This window comes from Pseudomonas sp. HP_14 (assembly GCF_055283875.1).
Genome location: NZ_JBTOQI010000004.1, coordinates 38,703 through 56,248, shown reverse-complemented (window position 1 = coordinate 56,248; position 17,546 = coordinate 38,703). Strand labels below are relative to the sequence as shown.

Sequence of the window (17,546 nt, the reverse complement as noted above, 5' to 3'; positions counted from 1 at the left end):
GCAAACATATCACGTTGACGCGCAACCCCCAACCGTTGAGGGGTGTGGGATTTTTCTGCTCTGAACGCGAGCACAGGATTAACACCCTAACCTGTGGGAGTTGGGCTTGCCCGCGACAGGCTGGACGCGATCTAAAGTGAATAGCATCCAGCCTGTCGCGGGCAAGCCCAGCTTCCACAGGGATAGCACCTCAGTTCAAGATCTTCTGCGGCCCGCCTTACAACCACCGATCAAAGGCGCTTGCATCTTCCCCTCGCCCCCCTCATTAATTTGCCCATGAACCTACCGCTTATCCCAGACCCGGCGCTCGATGGCTTTCACCCGGCAGTCAGCGCCTGGTTTCGCAGTACATTCCCGGCGGTGACACCCGCCCAGGCTCAAGCGTGGCCGCTGATCAAGGCTCGACGCTCGACACTGATTGCCGCGCCCACCGGTTCAGGGAAAACCCTGACGGCGTTTCTTGCGGTACTCGACGATCTGGTCCATCAGGGCCTTGAGCAAGGCGGGGAACTGCCCGAGCAAACCTTCGTGGTTTATGTCTCGCCGCTCAAAGCGCTGTCCAACGACATTCAGATCAATCTGCAAAACCCGCTGGCGGGCATTACCGAGCAGTTGCAGCGCATGCATCTGCCGCCACTTCGCATAAGCACCGCCGTGCGCACCGGCGACACACCGCAAAAAGAACGCTCGGCGATGCGCAAAACGGCACCGCACATTCTGGTGACCACCCCCGAATCGCTGTATGTGCTGCTGGGTTCGGATTCCGGGCGGCGCATGCTGGCAAGTACTCGCACAGTGATCGTCGATGAAATCCACGCCATCGCTGCCAGCAAACGCGGCAGCCATCTGGCGCTAACGCTGGAACGTCTGCAAGCGTTGTGCAGCGAACCGTTGCTACGTGTTGGCTTATCGGCCACGCAAAAGCCCATCGAGTTGGTGTCGCGCTTTCTGGTGGGCGCTGACCCACTCAAACGACCCTGCTCCATTGTCGATATCGGCCACGCTCGCCCTCGCGACTTGGGGATCGAAGTGCCGCCTGTGCCCTTGGGCCCGGTCATGTCCAATGACGTATGGGAACTGGTTTACGATCGCCTCGCTGAACTGGCCCGCGAGCACCGCACTACGCTGATTTTCGTCAACACACGACGCATGGCCGAGCGCATGGCCCGTCATTTGAGCGAGCGACTGAGTAAAGAAGCGGTGGCTGCGCACCATGGCAGCCTGGCAAAAGAACAGCGACTGGATGCAGAACAGCGCCTCAAGCGCGGCGACTTGCAGGTGCTGATCGCGACCGCCTCGCTGGAATTGGGTATCGATATTGGCGACGTGGACCTGGTCTGCCAGATTGCATCGCCTCGTTCCATTTCGGCATTTTTACAGCGGGTCGGACGCTCCGGCCACCACGTCGGTGGCACGCCCAAAGGCCGGCTGTTTGCGACCTCCCGGGATGACCTGATCGAATGCGCGGCATTGCTCGATTGCGTGCGGCGTGGCGAGCTGGATATTTTGCAGATCCCCAAAGCACCGCTGGACGTACTCGCGCAGCAGATTGTTGCGGAAGTCAGCCTCCAGGAATGGCCTGAGCAAGCGCTGCTGGATATGTTCCGTCGGGCTTCGCCTTACGCCGAACTCGACACCGATCACTACCAGGCCTTGCTCGGCATGCTGGCCGACGGGTACAGCGGACGGCAGGGTGTGCGCAGCGCTTACGTGCATCGCGATGCTCTGAACCGAACATTGCGTGGCCGCAGAGGCAGCAAACTGACGGCGGTGACCAGTGGCGGCACGATCCCGGACAACGCCGATTACAGCGTGATTCTCGAGCCTCAGACCCTGAATATCGGCACGGTCAACGAAGATTTTGCTGTCGAAAGCATCGCGGGCGATATCTTCCAGTTAGGCAACACGTCTTATCGCATCCTGCGGATTGAAACCGGCCGGGTACGCGTAGAAGACGCCCACGGTCAACCGCCCAATATTCCTTTCTGGCTGGGGGAAGCCCCGGGCAGAAGTGATGAACTATCGTTCGCTGTAGCACGCCTTCAAGGTCAGATTGATGAACTGCTGGGCGCCCACCCCGGGGATCTCCAGCCCTGCATCGACTGGCTGATCGACACGCTTGGGTTGAACCTGGCCAGTGCCGAGCAACTGGTAGATTACCTGGCCCGCACCCGCTCGGTCTTGAGTGCATTACCGTCGCAAGACACGCTGATCATGGAGCGTTTTTTCGATGAATCTGGCGGTACCCAACTGATAATCCACCCCCCTTTCGGCAGTCGGCTCAACCGCGCCTGGGGGCTGGCATTGCGCAAGCGTTTTTGTCGAACGTTCAACTTCGAGCTGCAAGCGGCTGCCAGCGAAGACGCAATTGTCTTGTCGCTGTCCACCAGCCACAGCTTTGAGCTTGCGGAGGTCTGGCGCTTTCTGAATTCCGGCACGGCAGAACATCTGCTGATCCAGGCGGTGCTGGACGCTCCGTTGTTTGGCGTGCGCTGGCGCTGGAATGCGGGCACAGCGCTGGCCCTCCCCCGCTATACCGGCGGACGAAAAGTCGCGCCACAGCTGCAACGCATGAAAAGCGAGGACCTGATCGCGACGGTATTTCCAGACCAGATTGCCTGCCTGGAAAATATCGTTGGCGAGCGCGAGGTGCCCAATCATCCATTGGTGGAACAAACCCTCGACGATTGCCTGCACGAAGCAATGGACGCTGAAGGCTGGCTGCACCTGTTGCGACGTATGGAAAGTGGCGAAGTCCGGTTGATCGCTCGTGACTTGCCCGCACCGTCGCCGCTGGCCGCTGAAATTCTCAACGCCCGGCCTTACGCCTTTCTGGACGACGCGCCTCTGGAAGAGCGACGGACCCAAGCCGTGCTCAACCGGCGCTGGAGTGATCCGCAATCTTCGGACGATCTGGGTGCGCTGGATGCAGACGCCATTGCGGCCGTCAACGAAGAGGCGTGGCCCCAACCGCAGAACCTTGATGAAATGCACGAAGCGTTGATGAGCCTCAGTTGTGTGGCCAGCGCCGAGTCTGCGGCAAATGGGGACTGGCAGAGATGGCTGGAAACCCTGGCTCGCTCCGGACGTGTCACGCGCTTGCAAGTTGGCGTCGATCAGGCGTTGTGGATACCCGTGGAACGCCTGAATTGTTTTCGGGCAATTTATCCACACGCGCAAATGCATCCGCGTCTGAGCGCCTTGTCAGGCTTCGATGAGGATTGGGATCGCGACGAAGCGATTGTCGAGGTGGTGCGTGCTCGCTTGAGCGGTTTCGGTCCACTGCCAACGCGAGATATTGCTCAACCGCTGGCGTTAAGCGCCAGCCAGATCAGTCAGGCGTTGGCACGCCTGGAAAGCGAAGGCTACGTGCTGCGTGGCCGCTTCAGCCCTGGCGCCAGCGAGGACCAGTGGTGCGAGCGGCATCTGCTGGCAAGGATTCATCGCTACACGGTGCGGCGTCTACGGCGCGAGATCGAGCCGATTTCGCTGCAGGACTTCATGCGTTTCCTGTTCGACTGGCAGCATTTGTCCACAGCCACTCGCAGCGAGGGCCGCGCCGCACTCCCGGAAATCATTGCCCAGCTTGAGGGCTTCAGCGCTGCTGCCGGGGCTTGGGACAGCGACTTGTTGTCCGCACGGATCAAGGATTACTCGCCCACATGGCTGGATGAAATCTGCCGCTCCGGCAAAGTCGTCTGGACGCGATTGGCGGCCAACAGCAAAACCGGAGGGGTGGCATTACGCAGTACGCCGATTGTGCTGCTCCCCCGCAGCCAGGTCAGTGTGTGGAGCGGCCTGGCCGCACAGCCGGAACCTGACGAACTCTCGCCTAAAGCACAGAAAGTCCATGCAGCGCTGCTCAGCCACGGCGCGATGTTTTTTGACGAGTTGGTGAGCGAAGCACACTTGCTGCGAGCCGAACTGGAAATCGCCCTGCAAGAACTGGTGGCGGCCGGACTGGTCAATGCCGACAGCTTTGCCGGACTGCGCGCCTTGATCACGCCTGCCAGCAAACGGTCTGCGCACACCAGCAGACGCAATCGCGGGGCGTTTATCGGCGGGATGGACGATGCCGGACGCTGGGCGTTGCTGAAGCGCTCTTCGCGCCCCGCCACTCCCACGAACATGCGCCCTCAGTCCACCTCCCCAGAAATACTGGAACACGTTGCGATGACCTTGTTGCGGCGCTATGGCGTGGTGTTCTGGCGATTGCTGGAGCGTGAAGCTGATTGGTTACCGAGTTGGCGAGAATTACTGCGCACCTTTCATCGCCTTGAAGCCCGAGGCGAAATACGGGGCGGAAGGTTTGTCAGTGGCCTGGCAGGTGAGCAATTTGCTTTGGCGGAAGCGATTCCAGTGCTTCGGGAAATCCGCAAGCAACCCTTGGACGGCAGCCTGATCAGCCTGAGCGCTGTGGACCCTTTGAATCTCGTCGGTACGCTATTGCCGGGCAGCAAAGTCCCGGCGCTGGCAGGCAACAGACTGGTGTACCGAGACGGCATTCCGGCTGCGGCAATTATTGCGGGCAAGCCGCAGTACTGGCTGGAGCTGAATCAGGAAGCGATGGCGCAGGTACGCGACAGGTTGTTGCGCTGAACGTGAAGGCCTCATCGCGAGCAAGCTCTGCGACTATCAAACCTGGAGCGCACGAGCACCGCGAGGCCGTGATGGCGGTCTGTCTGATACATCGCTATCGCGGCCTCGCGGTGCTCGTGCGCTCCTACAGGTCCACCGTTTGGCGCGAGGCCGCACGGTGTGATGGACACTTGGCCAGCGCCCACAAGTCATAAGTTAAGCGGGTTTGACCGGCGGGCTCTCCGAGCCATCGACGTTCACCACATTGCCTTTGCCCGATGCCGGTTGCGCATCTCTGTCGACTGAAAGCTGCTGCACGTGTCCGGCACTCGGGCTGATCACGGTCTGTGGATAAGTTTGCGCGAAGCGCACGTCATCGGACTTATCCACAAGCTTTTTCAGCCGCTCATTGAACGCACGGCCAACACTGTATTGCCCGCCGGAGGATGTCCGGAACTGCGCGGTGAGCACCACGCCGTTGAGATCCATTCGATCCACGCCAAATACCTCCAGCGGCCCTTGCAGATTGCTCTTGAGCAAAATGTCTTCAGTGATCGACTGCCCCACTTCGCGAATCAGTGAGAGCGCGCTGTCGATGTTGGAGTCGTAAGTGAACTGCACGGAGAAGAACGCATAAGCAAACTGCCGCGATTGATTGGTCACTGCTTTGATCTGCCCAAACGGAACCGAATGCACAAAACCTTTACCGTCGCGCAAGCGCACAGTACGAATGGTCAGGCTTTCAACGGTTCCGGAATGCCCGGTGCTCAGCACCACCCAATCACCGATGGAAAAGGTGTCTTCAATGATGATGAACAGCCCGGTGATCACGTCCTGTACCAATTGCTGCGAACCGAAACCAATCGCCAGACCTACGACACCGGCACCGGCCAGCAACGGCGCGACGTTGATGCCCAGATTCGCCATAGTGGTAATGGCACAGATCACCACCAGAATGATTTTTATCGCGTTACGCAGCAGCGGCAGGATGGTCTTGACTCGCGTACTGGGCTGACGCGACGAACGATGATTGAGCGGCGTTTTCAGCGCTTCCTGAATGGCCGTGTCCAGCACCACCCATAGCATCCAGGTGACCATGAAGATCAGACCGATGCTGCTGAGCGACTCACCGATCGCTCTCCCCAAGCTGTTGCTCTGAGCAAACTCGAACAGCGAAAAGCCCCAGATCTGGCCGAGGATTTCAATAAACGCCACCGCCAGAATAATCCGCGTCAGCCCATGTGCCAGATTCAACAACCGCGCTTTGTAGATATGCCCGCCGCGCCCCTCAACGTTGGCTGGCTTGAACAGGTGCTGGAATACCGTGCTCAGGAACACTGTGGCAATCAGCAGCACTGTGGTGAACAACGCACAGCGCAAAGCCTTCTGGCTGTCTTCTCCAGCGCCGATCAAACTCACAGCCGAGACAAGGATCATCAGCAGAATCGGCAGATACCAAAGGTTTGAGAATACCTTCAGAGACTCTTGCAACGCGGGTCGAGCCAAGCGGCTGCTTAGCGAGCGGTTGCGTATCAGATGCGCGATAGGCCGACGCACCTTGATCACCAACATGCAGAACACGACTGACGCAAACAGCCCGGTAAACACTGCAACGCTGGTAGTGACGTTATTACCGATCTGGCGAGCGATCTGCGGGCTGGTCAACGCGTCGCTGAGCGCCGCCATGAAACCGATAACGAACAGCGGTTTGGGGCTGAAACGGCGAATCATTCGCACAGCAGCACGCTTGTGACCGTAGTTGAACATGACGATCACGCACAACAACACGGAGGTGGAGACGATGCCGCTACTGGTGGAGTAAGCCAGACACAGCGCCAACGCACGTCCTACCGAAGCCGTCAGGAAGTGGCTGGCATACAGCGTCAGCGGCAGGCTGATCAACGCGGGCAAGGTGTAGGGCAATACATAGCCAAGCAACGCCTGGCTGCGTTCACGTACCTGGAAAAACGGACGGCGGCTCAGACGCATGACAACGAAGCTGCCTAGGGTGGTCAATGCGGCAAAAGCGCCGATCCACACCACCGAGAGCATCAGGAAGTCGCCGACAACGCCCCACTTGGAACGCGAGGTCGGCTTGTTGACCAGCTTGTCCAGCTCATCGGCTGCCCGGTCAGCGCGCAGGCGCCAGCTGTCGAGCAGTCGGCCATCCAGCGACAGGGTGTCCTGTACATCATCAATGCTGGAACTGATTACACCCAACAGCCCGCCCCGCACGAGAATTTCCGGCGCAGCAGGCGTTGCTGGAGCATCAGGTGCCGCATCTGCAGGAGCAGCGGGAGCAGCCGCCACTTGCTCGGCAGCCTGCAAGTTGAAGCTGCCAGCAAAGAGCAGCGCGCAAAGCAGGACGATGGACGACTTGAAGTTCAACAAGCGCGGGGCGCTCCTCTGGTAATCAGGCAATAGGAACTGATCCGTATACGTCGGACAAGTTCGGTGTTGGACCATGAAAACCTCGACCTCTTGACCAGAGTAGAATGATCGTTCTACTCTTTAGCCATGAATAAGACATCGACCACAGCCGTGCAGGACAAAATCCTGCAAACCGCCGAACAACTCATCTACACCAACGGGATTCATGCCATGGGCATGGACTTGCTGGTGCGAACGTCCGGCGTTGCGCGCAAAAGCATCTATCGATATTACGCCACCAAAGAAGACGTGGCCGTGAAAGCACTCAGCGCTCGTGACGTGCGCTGGATGCAATGGTTTCGATGCGAAACCGAAAAGGCAGCCACCCCCGAAGCGCGCATTCTTGAAATGTTCACGGTGCTCAAGGGCTGGTTCAAGTCTGAAGGTTTTCGTGGCTGCGCGTTTATCAATACTGCGGGTGAGATCGGCAACCCTGAAGACCCGATCCGGCAGTTGGCAAAAACGCACAAACAGAAGCTCTTTGACTACGCCCTGGAGCTTTGTCAGGAGTTGAACATTGATCAACCCGAAACGCTGGCCAAACAACTGCTGATCCTGATCGACGGCGCCATCACCCTCGCATTGGTCATGGGCGACCACAGCGCCGCCGACAGTGCCAGGGACATGGCGCAATTACTCTTGAAGTCTGCCCTGCAAAATCCTGCTCCCGCTGCAAGCTGATCATCCACTCTTCGTCCAGAGGTTATGCCATGTCATCCAGCACTGAAACCCGTCCGCCTTTGCCGCCCTTCACCCGGGAATCCGCGATCCAGAAAGTCCGCCTGGCTGAAGATGGCTGGAATGGTCGAGATCCTGAAAAAGTCGCACTGGCCTATACGCTCGATACCCGGTGGCGTAACCGCGCCGAGTTCGCAAGTAACCGCGAGGAAGCTAAAGCTTTCCTGACCCGTAAATGGGCCAAAGAGCTGGATTACCGGTTGATCAAAGAATTGTGGGCCTTCACCGATAACCGTATCGCGGTGCGCTACGCCTATGAATGGCACGATGACTCGGGCAACTGGTTCCGCTCATACGGCAACGAGAACTGGGAGTTCGACGCAAACGGTCTGATGGCCAACCGTTTCGCCTGCATCAACGACATGCCGATCAAGGAGTCCGAGCGCAAATTTCACTGGCCGCTGGGACGCCGCCCGGATGATCACCCGGGGTTGTCGGAGTTGGGGTTGTAATCAGTCGATCCCGCTATTGCCCGACATTTCAGCGGGGGCCTGCTCCTTTATAAAATCGACGAAGGCCCTTAGCGGTGAGGGCATATGGCGACGCCCGTGATAATAAAGATAGGGGCCATCGAAAGACTGCCACCAATCTTGAAGAACAGGCGTCAAGCGGCCATCCGAAAGAGGCTCGCGGATGAAATCCTCGAAGGTATAGACGATGCCAAATCCATTGATGGCGGCGCTGATCTTGAGATCATGAGAAGAGGTCAACAGCTGCCCATTGGGTGGAATACGCAACGTCTTGCCTTCTTTTTCAAACTCGAAGATCCCGACTTTACCGCTTTCAAAACGGTGGCCAAGCAAGTCATGATCCGTCAGTTGCGAGGGATGTAGAGGCGTTCCACGGGCAGCCAGATAGGCCGGTGCAGCCGCCGCGACGAAGCGCTGCCGACGCGGGCCTATGGGTATCGCAATCATGTCTTTGGCCAGACTCTCCTCATAACGCACACCGGCGTCATACCCTGCCGCAATGACATCGATGAAGGTGTTCTCCATGGTCACCTCGACGTTCACGCCAGGATAAAGCCTGAGAAAGCGAGTCAGCAGATCGGGCATCAAATAACGCGCTACCGGGACCGGCACATTCAGCTTCAAGTTGCCCACTGGACGCTGCGATTCATCATCCAGATCGTTGAACGCGGCACCAATCTCATCAAGCGCTGGACGCAAGCGCTCAAGCAAGCGCTCACCAGCGGCAGTTGGGGTAACACTGCGAGTCGTTCGGTTGAGCAAACGCACCCCCACCTCGCGCTCCAGGCGACGCATGCAATCACTCAGAGACGACGCAGAAATCCCGCATTTCTGTGCTGCCGCCCTGAAACCTCCGAACTCGACCACAGTGGCAAAAACCGCCACATCACTCAGGTTGGGTTGACGCATGACGCCTCCATTATTGGTGGCCAACTGTACGGCTGCCCGTACGAGCCGTCCACCTCTGCCTGGATTATCGGGATCAGACCGTACGGTGATAATCGTCTGCGTCGACCGACTGCCCACCTGGAGGCCGGTCATCCCTTTAAACGACGATCAGGACACCGATATGCGGAGCACAACCAACGCTCTTGAAACCGGCACCGCGAGCATCGCGCGTCAACTCATGACGATGACCAAAACGCTGGTGGCGGGACTGGCTCTGACAGGCGCAGTCACTGTTGAAGCTGCCAGCCGAATCCCGCCGAAACCTGACTGGACGGCGGGCGATATTCCCTCGCAGAGAGGCCGAATCATCCTGATCACAGGCGGCACCAGCGGCATGGGCTACGAGGACGCACTGGCCCTGTCCCGTGCTGGCGCTCAAGTGATCATTGCCGCGCGTAATCCTGAGCGCGGCAAAGAAACGATCACCCGCATACGTCAGGAAGTCCCAGGTGCCAGCGTACAGTTCGAAACGGTGGATCTGGCCAACCTGGACTCGGTTCGCAGCCTTGCCGATCGTCTCAAAGGCCGGTTGTCGCGGCTCGACGTATTAATCAACAACGCCGCCATCATGTCGCCACCGCAACGGGGCACATCTGCAAATGGCCTTGAACTGCAACTGGCAACTAACTATCTAGGGCCCTTTACCCTGACAGGCTTGTTGATGCCTTTGCTACGGCAGAGCGATGACGCCCGAGTCGTGAGTCTGTCGAGCATCGCCGCCGCTCGTGGCCAGATGAACTACCAGGACCTGCAGGCCGAACAGAGCTACAACCCCTTTGCTAATTATGCACAATCCAAATTGGCCGTACTCAAGTGGGCTTTTGAGCTGCAGCGTCGCAGTGATATCAATCATTGGGGTGTTCGCAGCATAGCGGTGCACCCCGGTGTTGCGGTCACTGAGTTGATTGCGCGCGGCCCTGGCCTGGACAGTAAATTCGGCCAGGAATGGGCCCAGGATCGCGAAAAATACCATTCAGCGGCGCAAGGTGCATTGTCGTCCCTGTATGCAGCTACCGCGCCTGAAGCCGTCGGCGGCGCGTATTACGGCCCGATCGGCGAAGAGGAAAAACGCGGCCCCTTGGGATTTGCGACAGTCCCTCCGGCCGCTGTAGCGCAAGACGACGTAGAAAAATTTTGGCAACTCTCGGAACGCCTCACCGGCGTCACCTACCCCTGAATGCAGCGACACGGACATGCGTCCGTGTCTCGCCTCTCACTTTTCAGGAGCCTCTATGAGCACGCCCTCTGTCTTGCACCGTCTGAGCGCCACCATCAATGCCGAGGATCAGGAACTGCGCCCTGCCCTGTCTGGCTTTCTCTTATTTTTCTGCCTGTTTACCGGCTACTTCATGCTGCGCCCCATTCGCGAGTCCATGGGTATTTCGGCGGGCGTGGAAAATCTGCAATGGTTATTTACCGCGACATTCTTCGTCATGCTCGCCGCTGTTCCTCTATTCGCATGGCTCAGTTCCAGGGTTCCGCGCCTGCATTTCATCGACTGGGTTTACGGATTCTTCTGCGTAAACCTGCTGATTTTCGCCGCGCTGTTTCAGTCATATGGCGAAAGTATCTGGATGGCTCGCCTGTTCTACGTATGGATATCGGTCTACAACCTGTTTGTCGTCTCGGTCGCGTGGAGCCTGATGGCTGATGTGTTCGACGGCGCCCAGGCCAAGCGCTTGTTTGCCTTCATTGCTGCGGGTGCGAGTGTCGGCGGCCTGATTGGGCCAGGCCTCAGTGCATTACTGGTCAACAGCATCGGCGAGTCGGGTCTGATACTCCTGGCTGGGCTGTTACTGGGCATCGCGCTAACCCTCAAGTTTTCACTGATGCGCTGGCGGGAAACCGGCGGCGCAGGCAGACCCGGCGCAACAGCATCTGAAAGCACACGCAAGCCATTGCCCGGCAATCCCTTTAGTGGCATCACCCGCGTGCTGCAATCGCCCTACCTGCTGGGAATTGCGGGCTTCGTGATTCTGTTGGCTACCGTTACCACGTTTCTCTATTTCGAGCAGGCACGTTTGGTGGCCGAGCTGTTTCCGAATAGGCAAGAGCAGATCCGGGTGTTCGGCACCATTGACCTGATAGTCCAGGCTGGGGCACTTCTCTCACAGATATTTCTAACCGGTCGCATCGCGCAACGGCTCGGTGTGCGAGTCCTGCTGGCGATCGTGCCATTGTTGATGTGCATCGGCTTCGTCGGCCTGGCGCTGGCGCCGAGTTTCGCCATGCTCGCAACGCTGATGATTGTGCGTCGTATCGGCGAGTACGCCTTTGTTAGGCCCGGTCGGGAAATGCTGTTTGCGCCCCTGGACGCCGAGAGTAAGTACAAGGCAAAAAATGTCATCGATACGATTGTCTATCGCGCCGGTGACGCCCTCAGCGGCTGGGCCAAAAGCGTGTTGGACATGCTCGGCCAGGGAGCCGGACTGGTGGCAGTGGTCGGTGCCGTCTGCGCTCTGCTGTGGGGCTATCTGGGATGGAGACTTGGCAAGGAGGCCGATGGGCGAATGCAGCGGCCAGCACAAACGGACACGGATTTACTTAGACCCGCACTTTCAAGAGCGACTCGCAGGCAGAGCAGCTCGATCGAGTAGAAATCTGCAAGACGCCTGATTCATACCCCATAAAAAACCCCGAGAGCAACGCTCTCGGGGTTTTTAGGCAACCGGTACAGGCTAAGCCAGAGATATCCTAGAATGGTTATTAATACTAAAACCAATTAAACCCATGCATAAAATCATTAAAATCAATCTTTTATGAAACAAACAAAATAAAAACTTAAATATTTTGTAAATTTTTGCCGGGCAACGCGGACTAAATTTTACAAATAATGAGCGGAAACTCCCCATCGGCAAATAAAAAAGTCACTGCTCTGGAAACAGCAACCATCCTGTAGCCCCTTCCCCATAGTGGGGCTCACTTCCTGTTACACGTCGATTTTCCTTATATGGCCTCCCCCATAGCCTGCCTATAACCTACATAGTCAGCCCTCGTATAAATCTAGACAGAACCAACCAAGCTAATACAACTATATTACCAGCCACGGCTCAGCTTCAGGACTGCAAGTAACGTAACAAGCGCTGGATTGCTGGAAAATTTTTGAAAGATCCTACCTAATCATCTTGGTTCCCACGGTTAGTCTCTCCAGATATACATCAATCTCCACTAATATCTTGCCCCCCTCAAATCTCTACTAAGCTGCCATACAGGCACAGTAGCCGCGAAAATACGCGTAGAGCGAATACTATAGTCTGTAGACCGACAGACTCGACCATGCAACCATTACTAGATGAGCAAAATAAATCAGGCGCTTGCGCTAGTAGTAACTCGCCAACGAAAACTTACTAACTTTTCACAAGAAGAGCTAGCAGCTATGGCGGGAATCCACCGAACTTATGTGAGTCAAATTGAGCGCGGATTAAAATCACCGACACTCCCGGTCCTGTTCAAAATTGCCGCCGCATTAAACATCAACGCCAGCGATATTATATTAGAGATCGAAAAGGAAATTCATGAACTACAAAAGCAATGAAAACTTCGCTATTGAAGTAGGTTTTTCCGTAGACGCTGAAAACATTACGCAAGCAGTCGAACAAACAAACACCATTCTTTCCGACTTACCGTCAAATCTATTTAAAAGCATAGATTACAAAACAACAAGTGCGATGATTGGAGCAATATTTTGCAATACCGTAGCGAACCTTACGGGCGGTATTGTAAACCCGATTGAAAAAGGGCACCCTGACATAGTTCCCGCTTCGGCGGCAGACTCTTCAGAAGAGAAACTTAGAAACTATCCAGAAGGGCTTGAAATAAAATGCACGGTGGGAAACATCACCACAGGTGCAAATTTAAGGGCGGGCGTAACGCGTATAGATAACCTGACCGGAATTACCTGGCAGGCTCACCATAGAGAGGTCCAAGAACTTTTAGGAATAGTCTGGGACTTTGTAGAGGATGGGCAGAATTTCAACCACCCAGCCATCACGGGTGCTTTTTATAGCTCAGACCTATCAGAGGATGATTGGGGAGCCATTAGCGGAACAACTGGCCGAAATACGAAAGTTACAGGCATGAGCAGTAGCGGCAAAGAAAAAATGGGTAATGGCTGGGTCACGTTAATAGACGATCCAAAATACGTGACACGATATCAGCGCCTTTTAAAATTCAAAGCTGACTAACTGAAAATTTCAAGCTGTCCTTTTTTCAACTCCCCCTGATAATAAATCACTTCCTTGCTGACCTTACCTGCAACTCCTTTCAAGTCCAGAAGAGACTTGAAAGGTAGGTAATCACCAAAAAGCCCCTCACAAAATATCACCTCTCCCTTCCTACCTTGAGCCCACCTGGCCAATTCTTCATAATTTAGTAGAGCACTAGAATAGTGATACCCCATACCAGGCTCACTTTTATAAGGTGGATCTATAAACCAAGTAGCTTCTACATCTGGCGCCGAAGAAAAATCCCCACAAACAACTTTCCAATGCGAGACCTTGTCAAGATTTTCGGCCATAATCCGCTTACTAATTTCCCAATTCCTCGCCAAAACCGGAGTCACTTTGATGTTCTTATATTTAAAAGCCTGCTTAGTTGCAGCATGGATAATATGAAGGAACTCAGAGCTTTTCTCACCTGGCTTAAGATCCGGAAGACATTTGATCTCTTGAGCAGTAGCTTCGTTGATCAGCCAATCCCAAATATCTGCCACCCTCTTATCTTTCTCGATAAGAAGAACTTCTTTCCTCCAATTATCCCCATGAAATGAATATGCAGCCGCCCCTGCAAACGGCTCGATAATCATCTCATGACTGGGCTGAGGATAATATTTCGCTATCTGTTTTTTTCGACCATAGTAGTAAAACAAACCGGACACTCCAAATAACTTACACCCAAGTCGATTCTACCACAATCCCGCCAGCAAAGCGAATACTATAGTAGTCATAATTTCAGCTCATTTGCCGAAGTACATTAATTATGCCCAGTCCAAGGCAGAAGAATCTTGGTCAATTCTTTCTAAATATAAAGATTTTTTGGGGGACTAACAGCCACAATCCCGCAAAATTTGAACGTGCCACGATGCACAGTAGTCACGAAAATAATTCGTCTTACTTCGAAGTCGAATGGACTGTGAAAAAGTTCGCTCCTGTTATTTGCTGCCTGCTACTTATTAAACATCTTTTCTGAGGAGTCGCGATTAACGGCGACCTAATTTCTGACGAGTCGCGATCACTCGCTGGCAGCTTCGCATCAAGCTTCTCCTTTGATACACCATGCTGGTAAGCGTTGTACTGCCATTTGAGAAATCTCTCCAAGAGACTGGCATTCTCGGCTTTAAAACGGTCATTTTCGCTTCCCAAGCGTTTGATGCGTCGCTCTGCAATGCTCAAGCTTGGCGTCCTTTCTCCTGTCTAGAAACCCTAATAACGTACGCAAAAGCACTTCGTAGTGTTGAAGGATCTCCAGTCCCTCAGGCGTAGCAATCGCTGCCGGAGTAAAGGTCTTTACCGGATGGATGCACGTGTTGTAGTAGTGCATGAACAGCGCCGCGTTCTTTTCGGGGCGCAGCGCATACTTGGTCGATAGCGTTTCAATCGTCTCCCAGTTGCCATGCACATCACCATCTGCAACCCCAGGGTGGGAAAAAAATCCGCCGATGCGCCCGAGCCGATCAGAATATTGACGTTTTTGTTGTAGATATCCAGTGCTTCTATGGGCTCAAACATTCAACCTCCTGTCTCTCGGCCTATCGCCTTGTCCTGTTCGGCGCGCTCCACGAAAGGTTTTCGAGACGCCTGCGCAGCAAGCTACTGTTTTGCCACCATGGTGTCTACTGATGGCCTGACGGCTTTGTGATCGCAAAGCCCCCCGGTGGACATGCTCACAGTAACAACATGCTGCAAGACCCTCTCACCAGCGAGGCACGCCTGGAGCATCAGGCTCGATGGCTTGTAGTTGCTTTATTATTGAAGGGGCGTCACGGGGCATGTCACATCTCTAGGCACGCGGTAACTATTCTGCTGACGTTATCAACGGCAACCATCAACCCACACCCTTGAAACGAGCAAAAGCGGCCTTAGGCGAGCAGACAAGCACACGCTCTCTTTCTGGTTCCTCACACTGAAGGCTTGCATCGTCAGACAGACCGTGCCACTCGCAGGTACAGACCTTCAGATGGCCCGCACTTTATTTTTTAACGCAAAGCAGGCCAGCGCCTTTTGGGCGCTGGCAAAGGCAAACAGCCCACAGGCGGAAGAGCCCTTCAAACGGGTGTAAAGCAAAAGCCCCACGTTTCTTTACAAAAACGTGGGGCTTTTTATGGTTCTTTTTTGGGGCTAACTCTATGTAAAAACAGGGGTTGGTCCTCTGTATTTACTTTACAAAGTGCCCTAGGTCCACATTAGAACGGAATATCGTCATCAAAGCTGTCGAAATCAGCAGCTGGCTGTGGCGCTTGTTGTTGCGGAGCCGGGCGGGACTCGCGTTGTGGCTGTTGCTGAGGCGCGGACTGCTGTGGACGCGACTGCTGAGGACGTGGAACGGAGTTCTGGTAATTGCCGCCTTGGCCCTGTGGAGCGCCGTCGTTTTGTGGACGGCCGCCCAACAACTGCATGGTGCCTTGCATGTCGACGACGATTTCAGTCGTGTAACGCTTGATACCGTCTTTTTCCCACTCACGGGTTTGCAGCTTGCCTTCGATGTAAACCTGGGAGCCCTTACGCAGGTACTCGCCAGCGATTTCGGCGACTTTGCCGAACATCGACACACGGTGCCATTCAGTCTTTTCGACTTTCTGACCGGTTTGTTTGTCAGTCCATTGTTCGCTGGTTGCCAGACTCAGGTTGGTCACGGCATTACCGTTAGGCAGGTAGCGAACTTCGGGATCCTGGCCGCATGTGCCGACCAATATAACTTTGTTAACCCCACGGGCCATAACGTTCTCCTAGGCTTCGCACGCTTGAGTGGCTGGGTTGACCATCCGCTCCAGAGTCGCGCGATCCAATAGTTCTGTGTCTAATTTGATGTAAATGGCTGCTTCTTCCGCAACCACCACTGCATCCGTTACGCCTTCTACGGCCTTGAGCCTGTCTGCCAGGCCCGCATCACGCAGGGCTTCAGGCGACAAGGGCAGACGCAGGCTCGTCACGTAAGGCGGTTCACGCATGGTCACTGCAACTGCCAGCCAGATGGCGGCCATCGCAGCACCACCAAGGAACACCACGTCGAGCCCGCCATGCTGGAACAACCAGCCGCCGAGTATCCCACCTGCGGCCGAACCAAGGAACTGGCTGGTGGAATAAACCCCCATCGCCGTACCTTTTCCGCCAGCCGGTGACACTTTGCTGATCAATGACGGCAAAGACGCTTCCAGCAGGTTGAACGCGATGAAGAATACCACTGTCCCGATGACCAGTGCTCGCAACGTGTCCCCAAACTCCCAGAAGAATAGTTCAGTGAGCATCAGTACGGCGACCGCACCAATGAGCACACGCTTCATCTGACGCTTTTTCTCACCATAAATGATGAATGGAATCATTGCGAAAAATGAGATCAGCAGCGCCGTAAGGTAGACCCACCAGTGCTGCTCCTTGGGCAAACCGGCTTTTTCGACCAGCGCGAGCGGCAAGGCGACGAAGCTTGACATGAGCATCGCGTGCAACACAAAGATACCCAAATCCAGACGCAGCAGATCCGGGTGGCGCAACGTTGGGCCCAATGCCTGACGTGCTACACCGGATTCACGATGCTGCAAGGTGCCGGTATTTTTCGGCACCACGAAAGCGACAATGCCAACGCCGAGCAAAGCCATGCCACCGGTCGCAAGAAACAGACCGGACAAACCGAAGGCGCTGGTCAGGATCGGGCCAACAACCATAGCGATGGCAAACGACAGGCCGATGGTCATGCCAATCATGGCCATCGCTTTCGTGCGGTGCTGTTCGCGGGTCAGATCCGAGAGTAGCGCCATGACCGCCGCGGATATCGCACCTGCGCCTTGCAGGATGCGCCCTGCGATGATTCCCCAGATCGAATCGGCGCTGGCCGCCAACACGCTGCCCAAGGCAAAAATGATCAAGCCGAAATAGATCACCGGGCGACGGCCGATGCGGTCGGAAATGATCCCGAAAGGGATTTGCAGGAAGGCTTGGGTCAGGCCGTAGGCACCGATTGCCAGACCGATCAGCGCAGGGCTCGCCCCCGCCAGATCCATGCCATAGGTGGCCAGCACGGGCAACACCATGAACATGCCGAGCATGCGAAACGCAAAAACCAGTGCAAGACCGCCTGCCGCGCGGGTCTCGCCGCCGCTCATTCGCTCGCTGTGGGGATCGTGCATGGAAAAACCTCGTGTGAACCGGCGGCGATTCTACCAGTCCCATC

General features: G+C 55.7%; 13 protein-coding genes. 7 read left to right on the top strand and 6 right to left on the bottom strand.

The window, feature by feature from the left end; all coding sequences use genetic code 11:
• The first annotated feature begins 276 nt into the window (after positions 1 to 276).
• The gene (locus ACYASS_RS04430) at positions 277 to 4,599 is read left to right on the top strand and encodes a DNA glycosylase AlkZ-like family protein (protein ID WP_463585218.1); all 4,323 of its coding nucleotides are present in this window, start codon (positions 277 to 279) and stop codon (positions 4,597 to 4,599) included.
• A 195-nt stretch (positions 4,600 to 4,794) separates the two neighbouring features.
• Here the strand turns inward: ACYASS_RS04430 and ACYASS_RS04425 are convergent, their stop codons facing one another.
• On the bottom strand, positions 4,795 to 6,969 hold the full coding sequence (locus tag ACYASS_RS04425; protein ID WP_463585217.1) for a mechanosensitive ion channel family protein: 2,175 nt from the start codon (positions 6,967 to 6,969) through the stop codon (positions 4,795 to 4,797).
• A 126-nt stretch (positions 6,970 to 7,095) separates the two neighbouring features.
• On the opposite strand from ACYASS_RS04425, the gene ACYASS_RS04420 reads away from it, so the two are divergent.
• Together ACYASS_RS04420 and ACYASS_RS04415 are read left to right on the top strand one after the other, a co-directional pair.
• The gene (locus ACYASS_RS04420) at positions 7,096 to 7,689 is read left to right on the top strand and encodes a TetR/AcrR family transcriptional regulator (protein ID WP_463585216.1); all 594 of its coding nucleotides are present in this window, start codon (positions 7,096 to 7,098) and stop codon (positions 7,687 to 7,689) included.
• A 29-nt stretch (positions 7,690 to 7,718) separates the two neighbouring features.
• Positions 7,719 to 8,198, top strand: a complete 480-nt coding sequence (locus ACYASS_RS04415; protein ID WP_463585215.1) for a nuclear transport factor 2 family protein — start codon at positions 7,719 to 7,721, stop codon at positions 8,196 to 8,198.
• Here ACYASS_RS04415 and ACYASS_RS04410 read toward each other — a convergent pair whose 3' ends face one another.
• Entirely contained in the window at positions 8,199 to 9,125 is a 927-nt protein-coding gene (locus tag ACYASS_RS04410; RefSeq protein ID WP_463585214.1) for a LysR family transcriptional regulator, read from the bottom strand.
• A 223-nt stretch (positions 9,126 to 9,348) separates the two neighbouring features.
• Between ACYASS_RS04410 and ACYASS_RS04405 the strand changes: the two genes are divergently transcribed.
• The 4 genes from ACYASS_RS04405 to ACYASS_RS04390 all read left to right on the top strand — a co-directional run bounded on the left by ACYASS_RS04405 (position 9,349) and on the right by ACYASS_RS04390 (position 13,348).
• Entirely contained in the window at positions 9,349 to 10,341 is a 993-nt protein-coding gene (locus ACYASS_RS04405; RefSeq protein WP_463585314.1) for an SDR family oxidoreductase, read from the top strand.
• A gap of 55 nt (positions 10,342 to 10,396) precedes the next feature.
• The gene (locus ACYASS_RS04400; RefSeq protein ID WP_463585213.1) at positions 10,397 to 11,761 is read left to right on the top strand and encodes an NTP/NDP exchange transporter; all 1,365 of its coding nucleotides are present in this window, start codon (positions 10,397 to 10,399) and stop codon (positions 11,759 to 11,761) included.
• Between the two features lie 695 nt (positions 11,762 to 12,456).
• Positions 12,457 to 12,699, top strand: a complete 243-nt coding sequence (locus ACYASS_RS04395) for a helix-turn-helix domain-containing protein (protein ID WP_463585212.1) — start codon at positions 12,457 to 12,459, stop codon at positions 12,697 to 12,699.
• Positions 12,680 to 13,348, top strand: a complete 669-nt coding sequence (locus ACYASS_RS04390) for a hypothetical protein (protein WP_463585211.1) — start codon at positions 12,680 to 12,682, stop codon at positions 13,346 to 13,348. The genes ACYASS_RS04395 and ACYASS_RS04390 overlap by 20 nt, the downstream gene beginning before the upstream one ends.
• On the opposite strand, the gene ACYASS_RS04385 is transcribed toward ACYASS_RS04390, so the two are convergent.
• From ACYASS_RS04385 to ACYASS_RS04370, 4 genes are all read right to left on the bottom strand, one after another.
• Positions 13,345 to 14,031, bottom strand: coding sequence for a DNA adenine methylase (locus ACYASS_RS04385; protein WP_463585210.1), 687 nt, complete (start codon positions 14,029 to 14,031; stop codon positions 13,345 to 13,347). The two genes, ACYASS_RS04390 and ACYASS_RS04385, sit on opposite strands and share 4 nt — an antisense overlap.
• Positions 14,032 to 14,507: 476 nt before the next feature.
• Positions 14,508 to 14,780, bottom strand: coding sequence for a hypothetical protein (locus ACYASS_RS04380; RefSeq protein ID WP_463585209.1), 273 nt, complete (start codon positions 14,778 to 14,780; stop codon positions 14,508 to 14,510).
• A gap of 784 nt (positions 14,781 to 15,564) precedes the next feature.
• Positions 15,565 to 16,098 carry a single-stranded DNA-binding protein gene (locus ACYASS_RS04375; RefSeq protein WP_463585208.1) on the bottom strand — a complete coding sequence of 178 codons (534 nt, stop codon included), beginning with the start codon at positions 16,096 to 16,098 and terminating at the stop codon, positions 15,565 to 15,567.
• 9 nt (positions 16,099 to 16,107) lie between these two features.
• The gene (locus ACYASS_RS04370; protein WP_463585207.1) at positions 16,108 to 17,502 is read right to left on the bottom strand and encodes an MFS transporter; all 1,395 of its coding nucleotides are present in this window, start codon (positions 17,500 to 17,502) and stop codon (positions 16,108 to 16,110) included.
• Between the last annotated feature and the right edge of the window lie 44 nt (positions 17,503 to 17,546).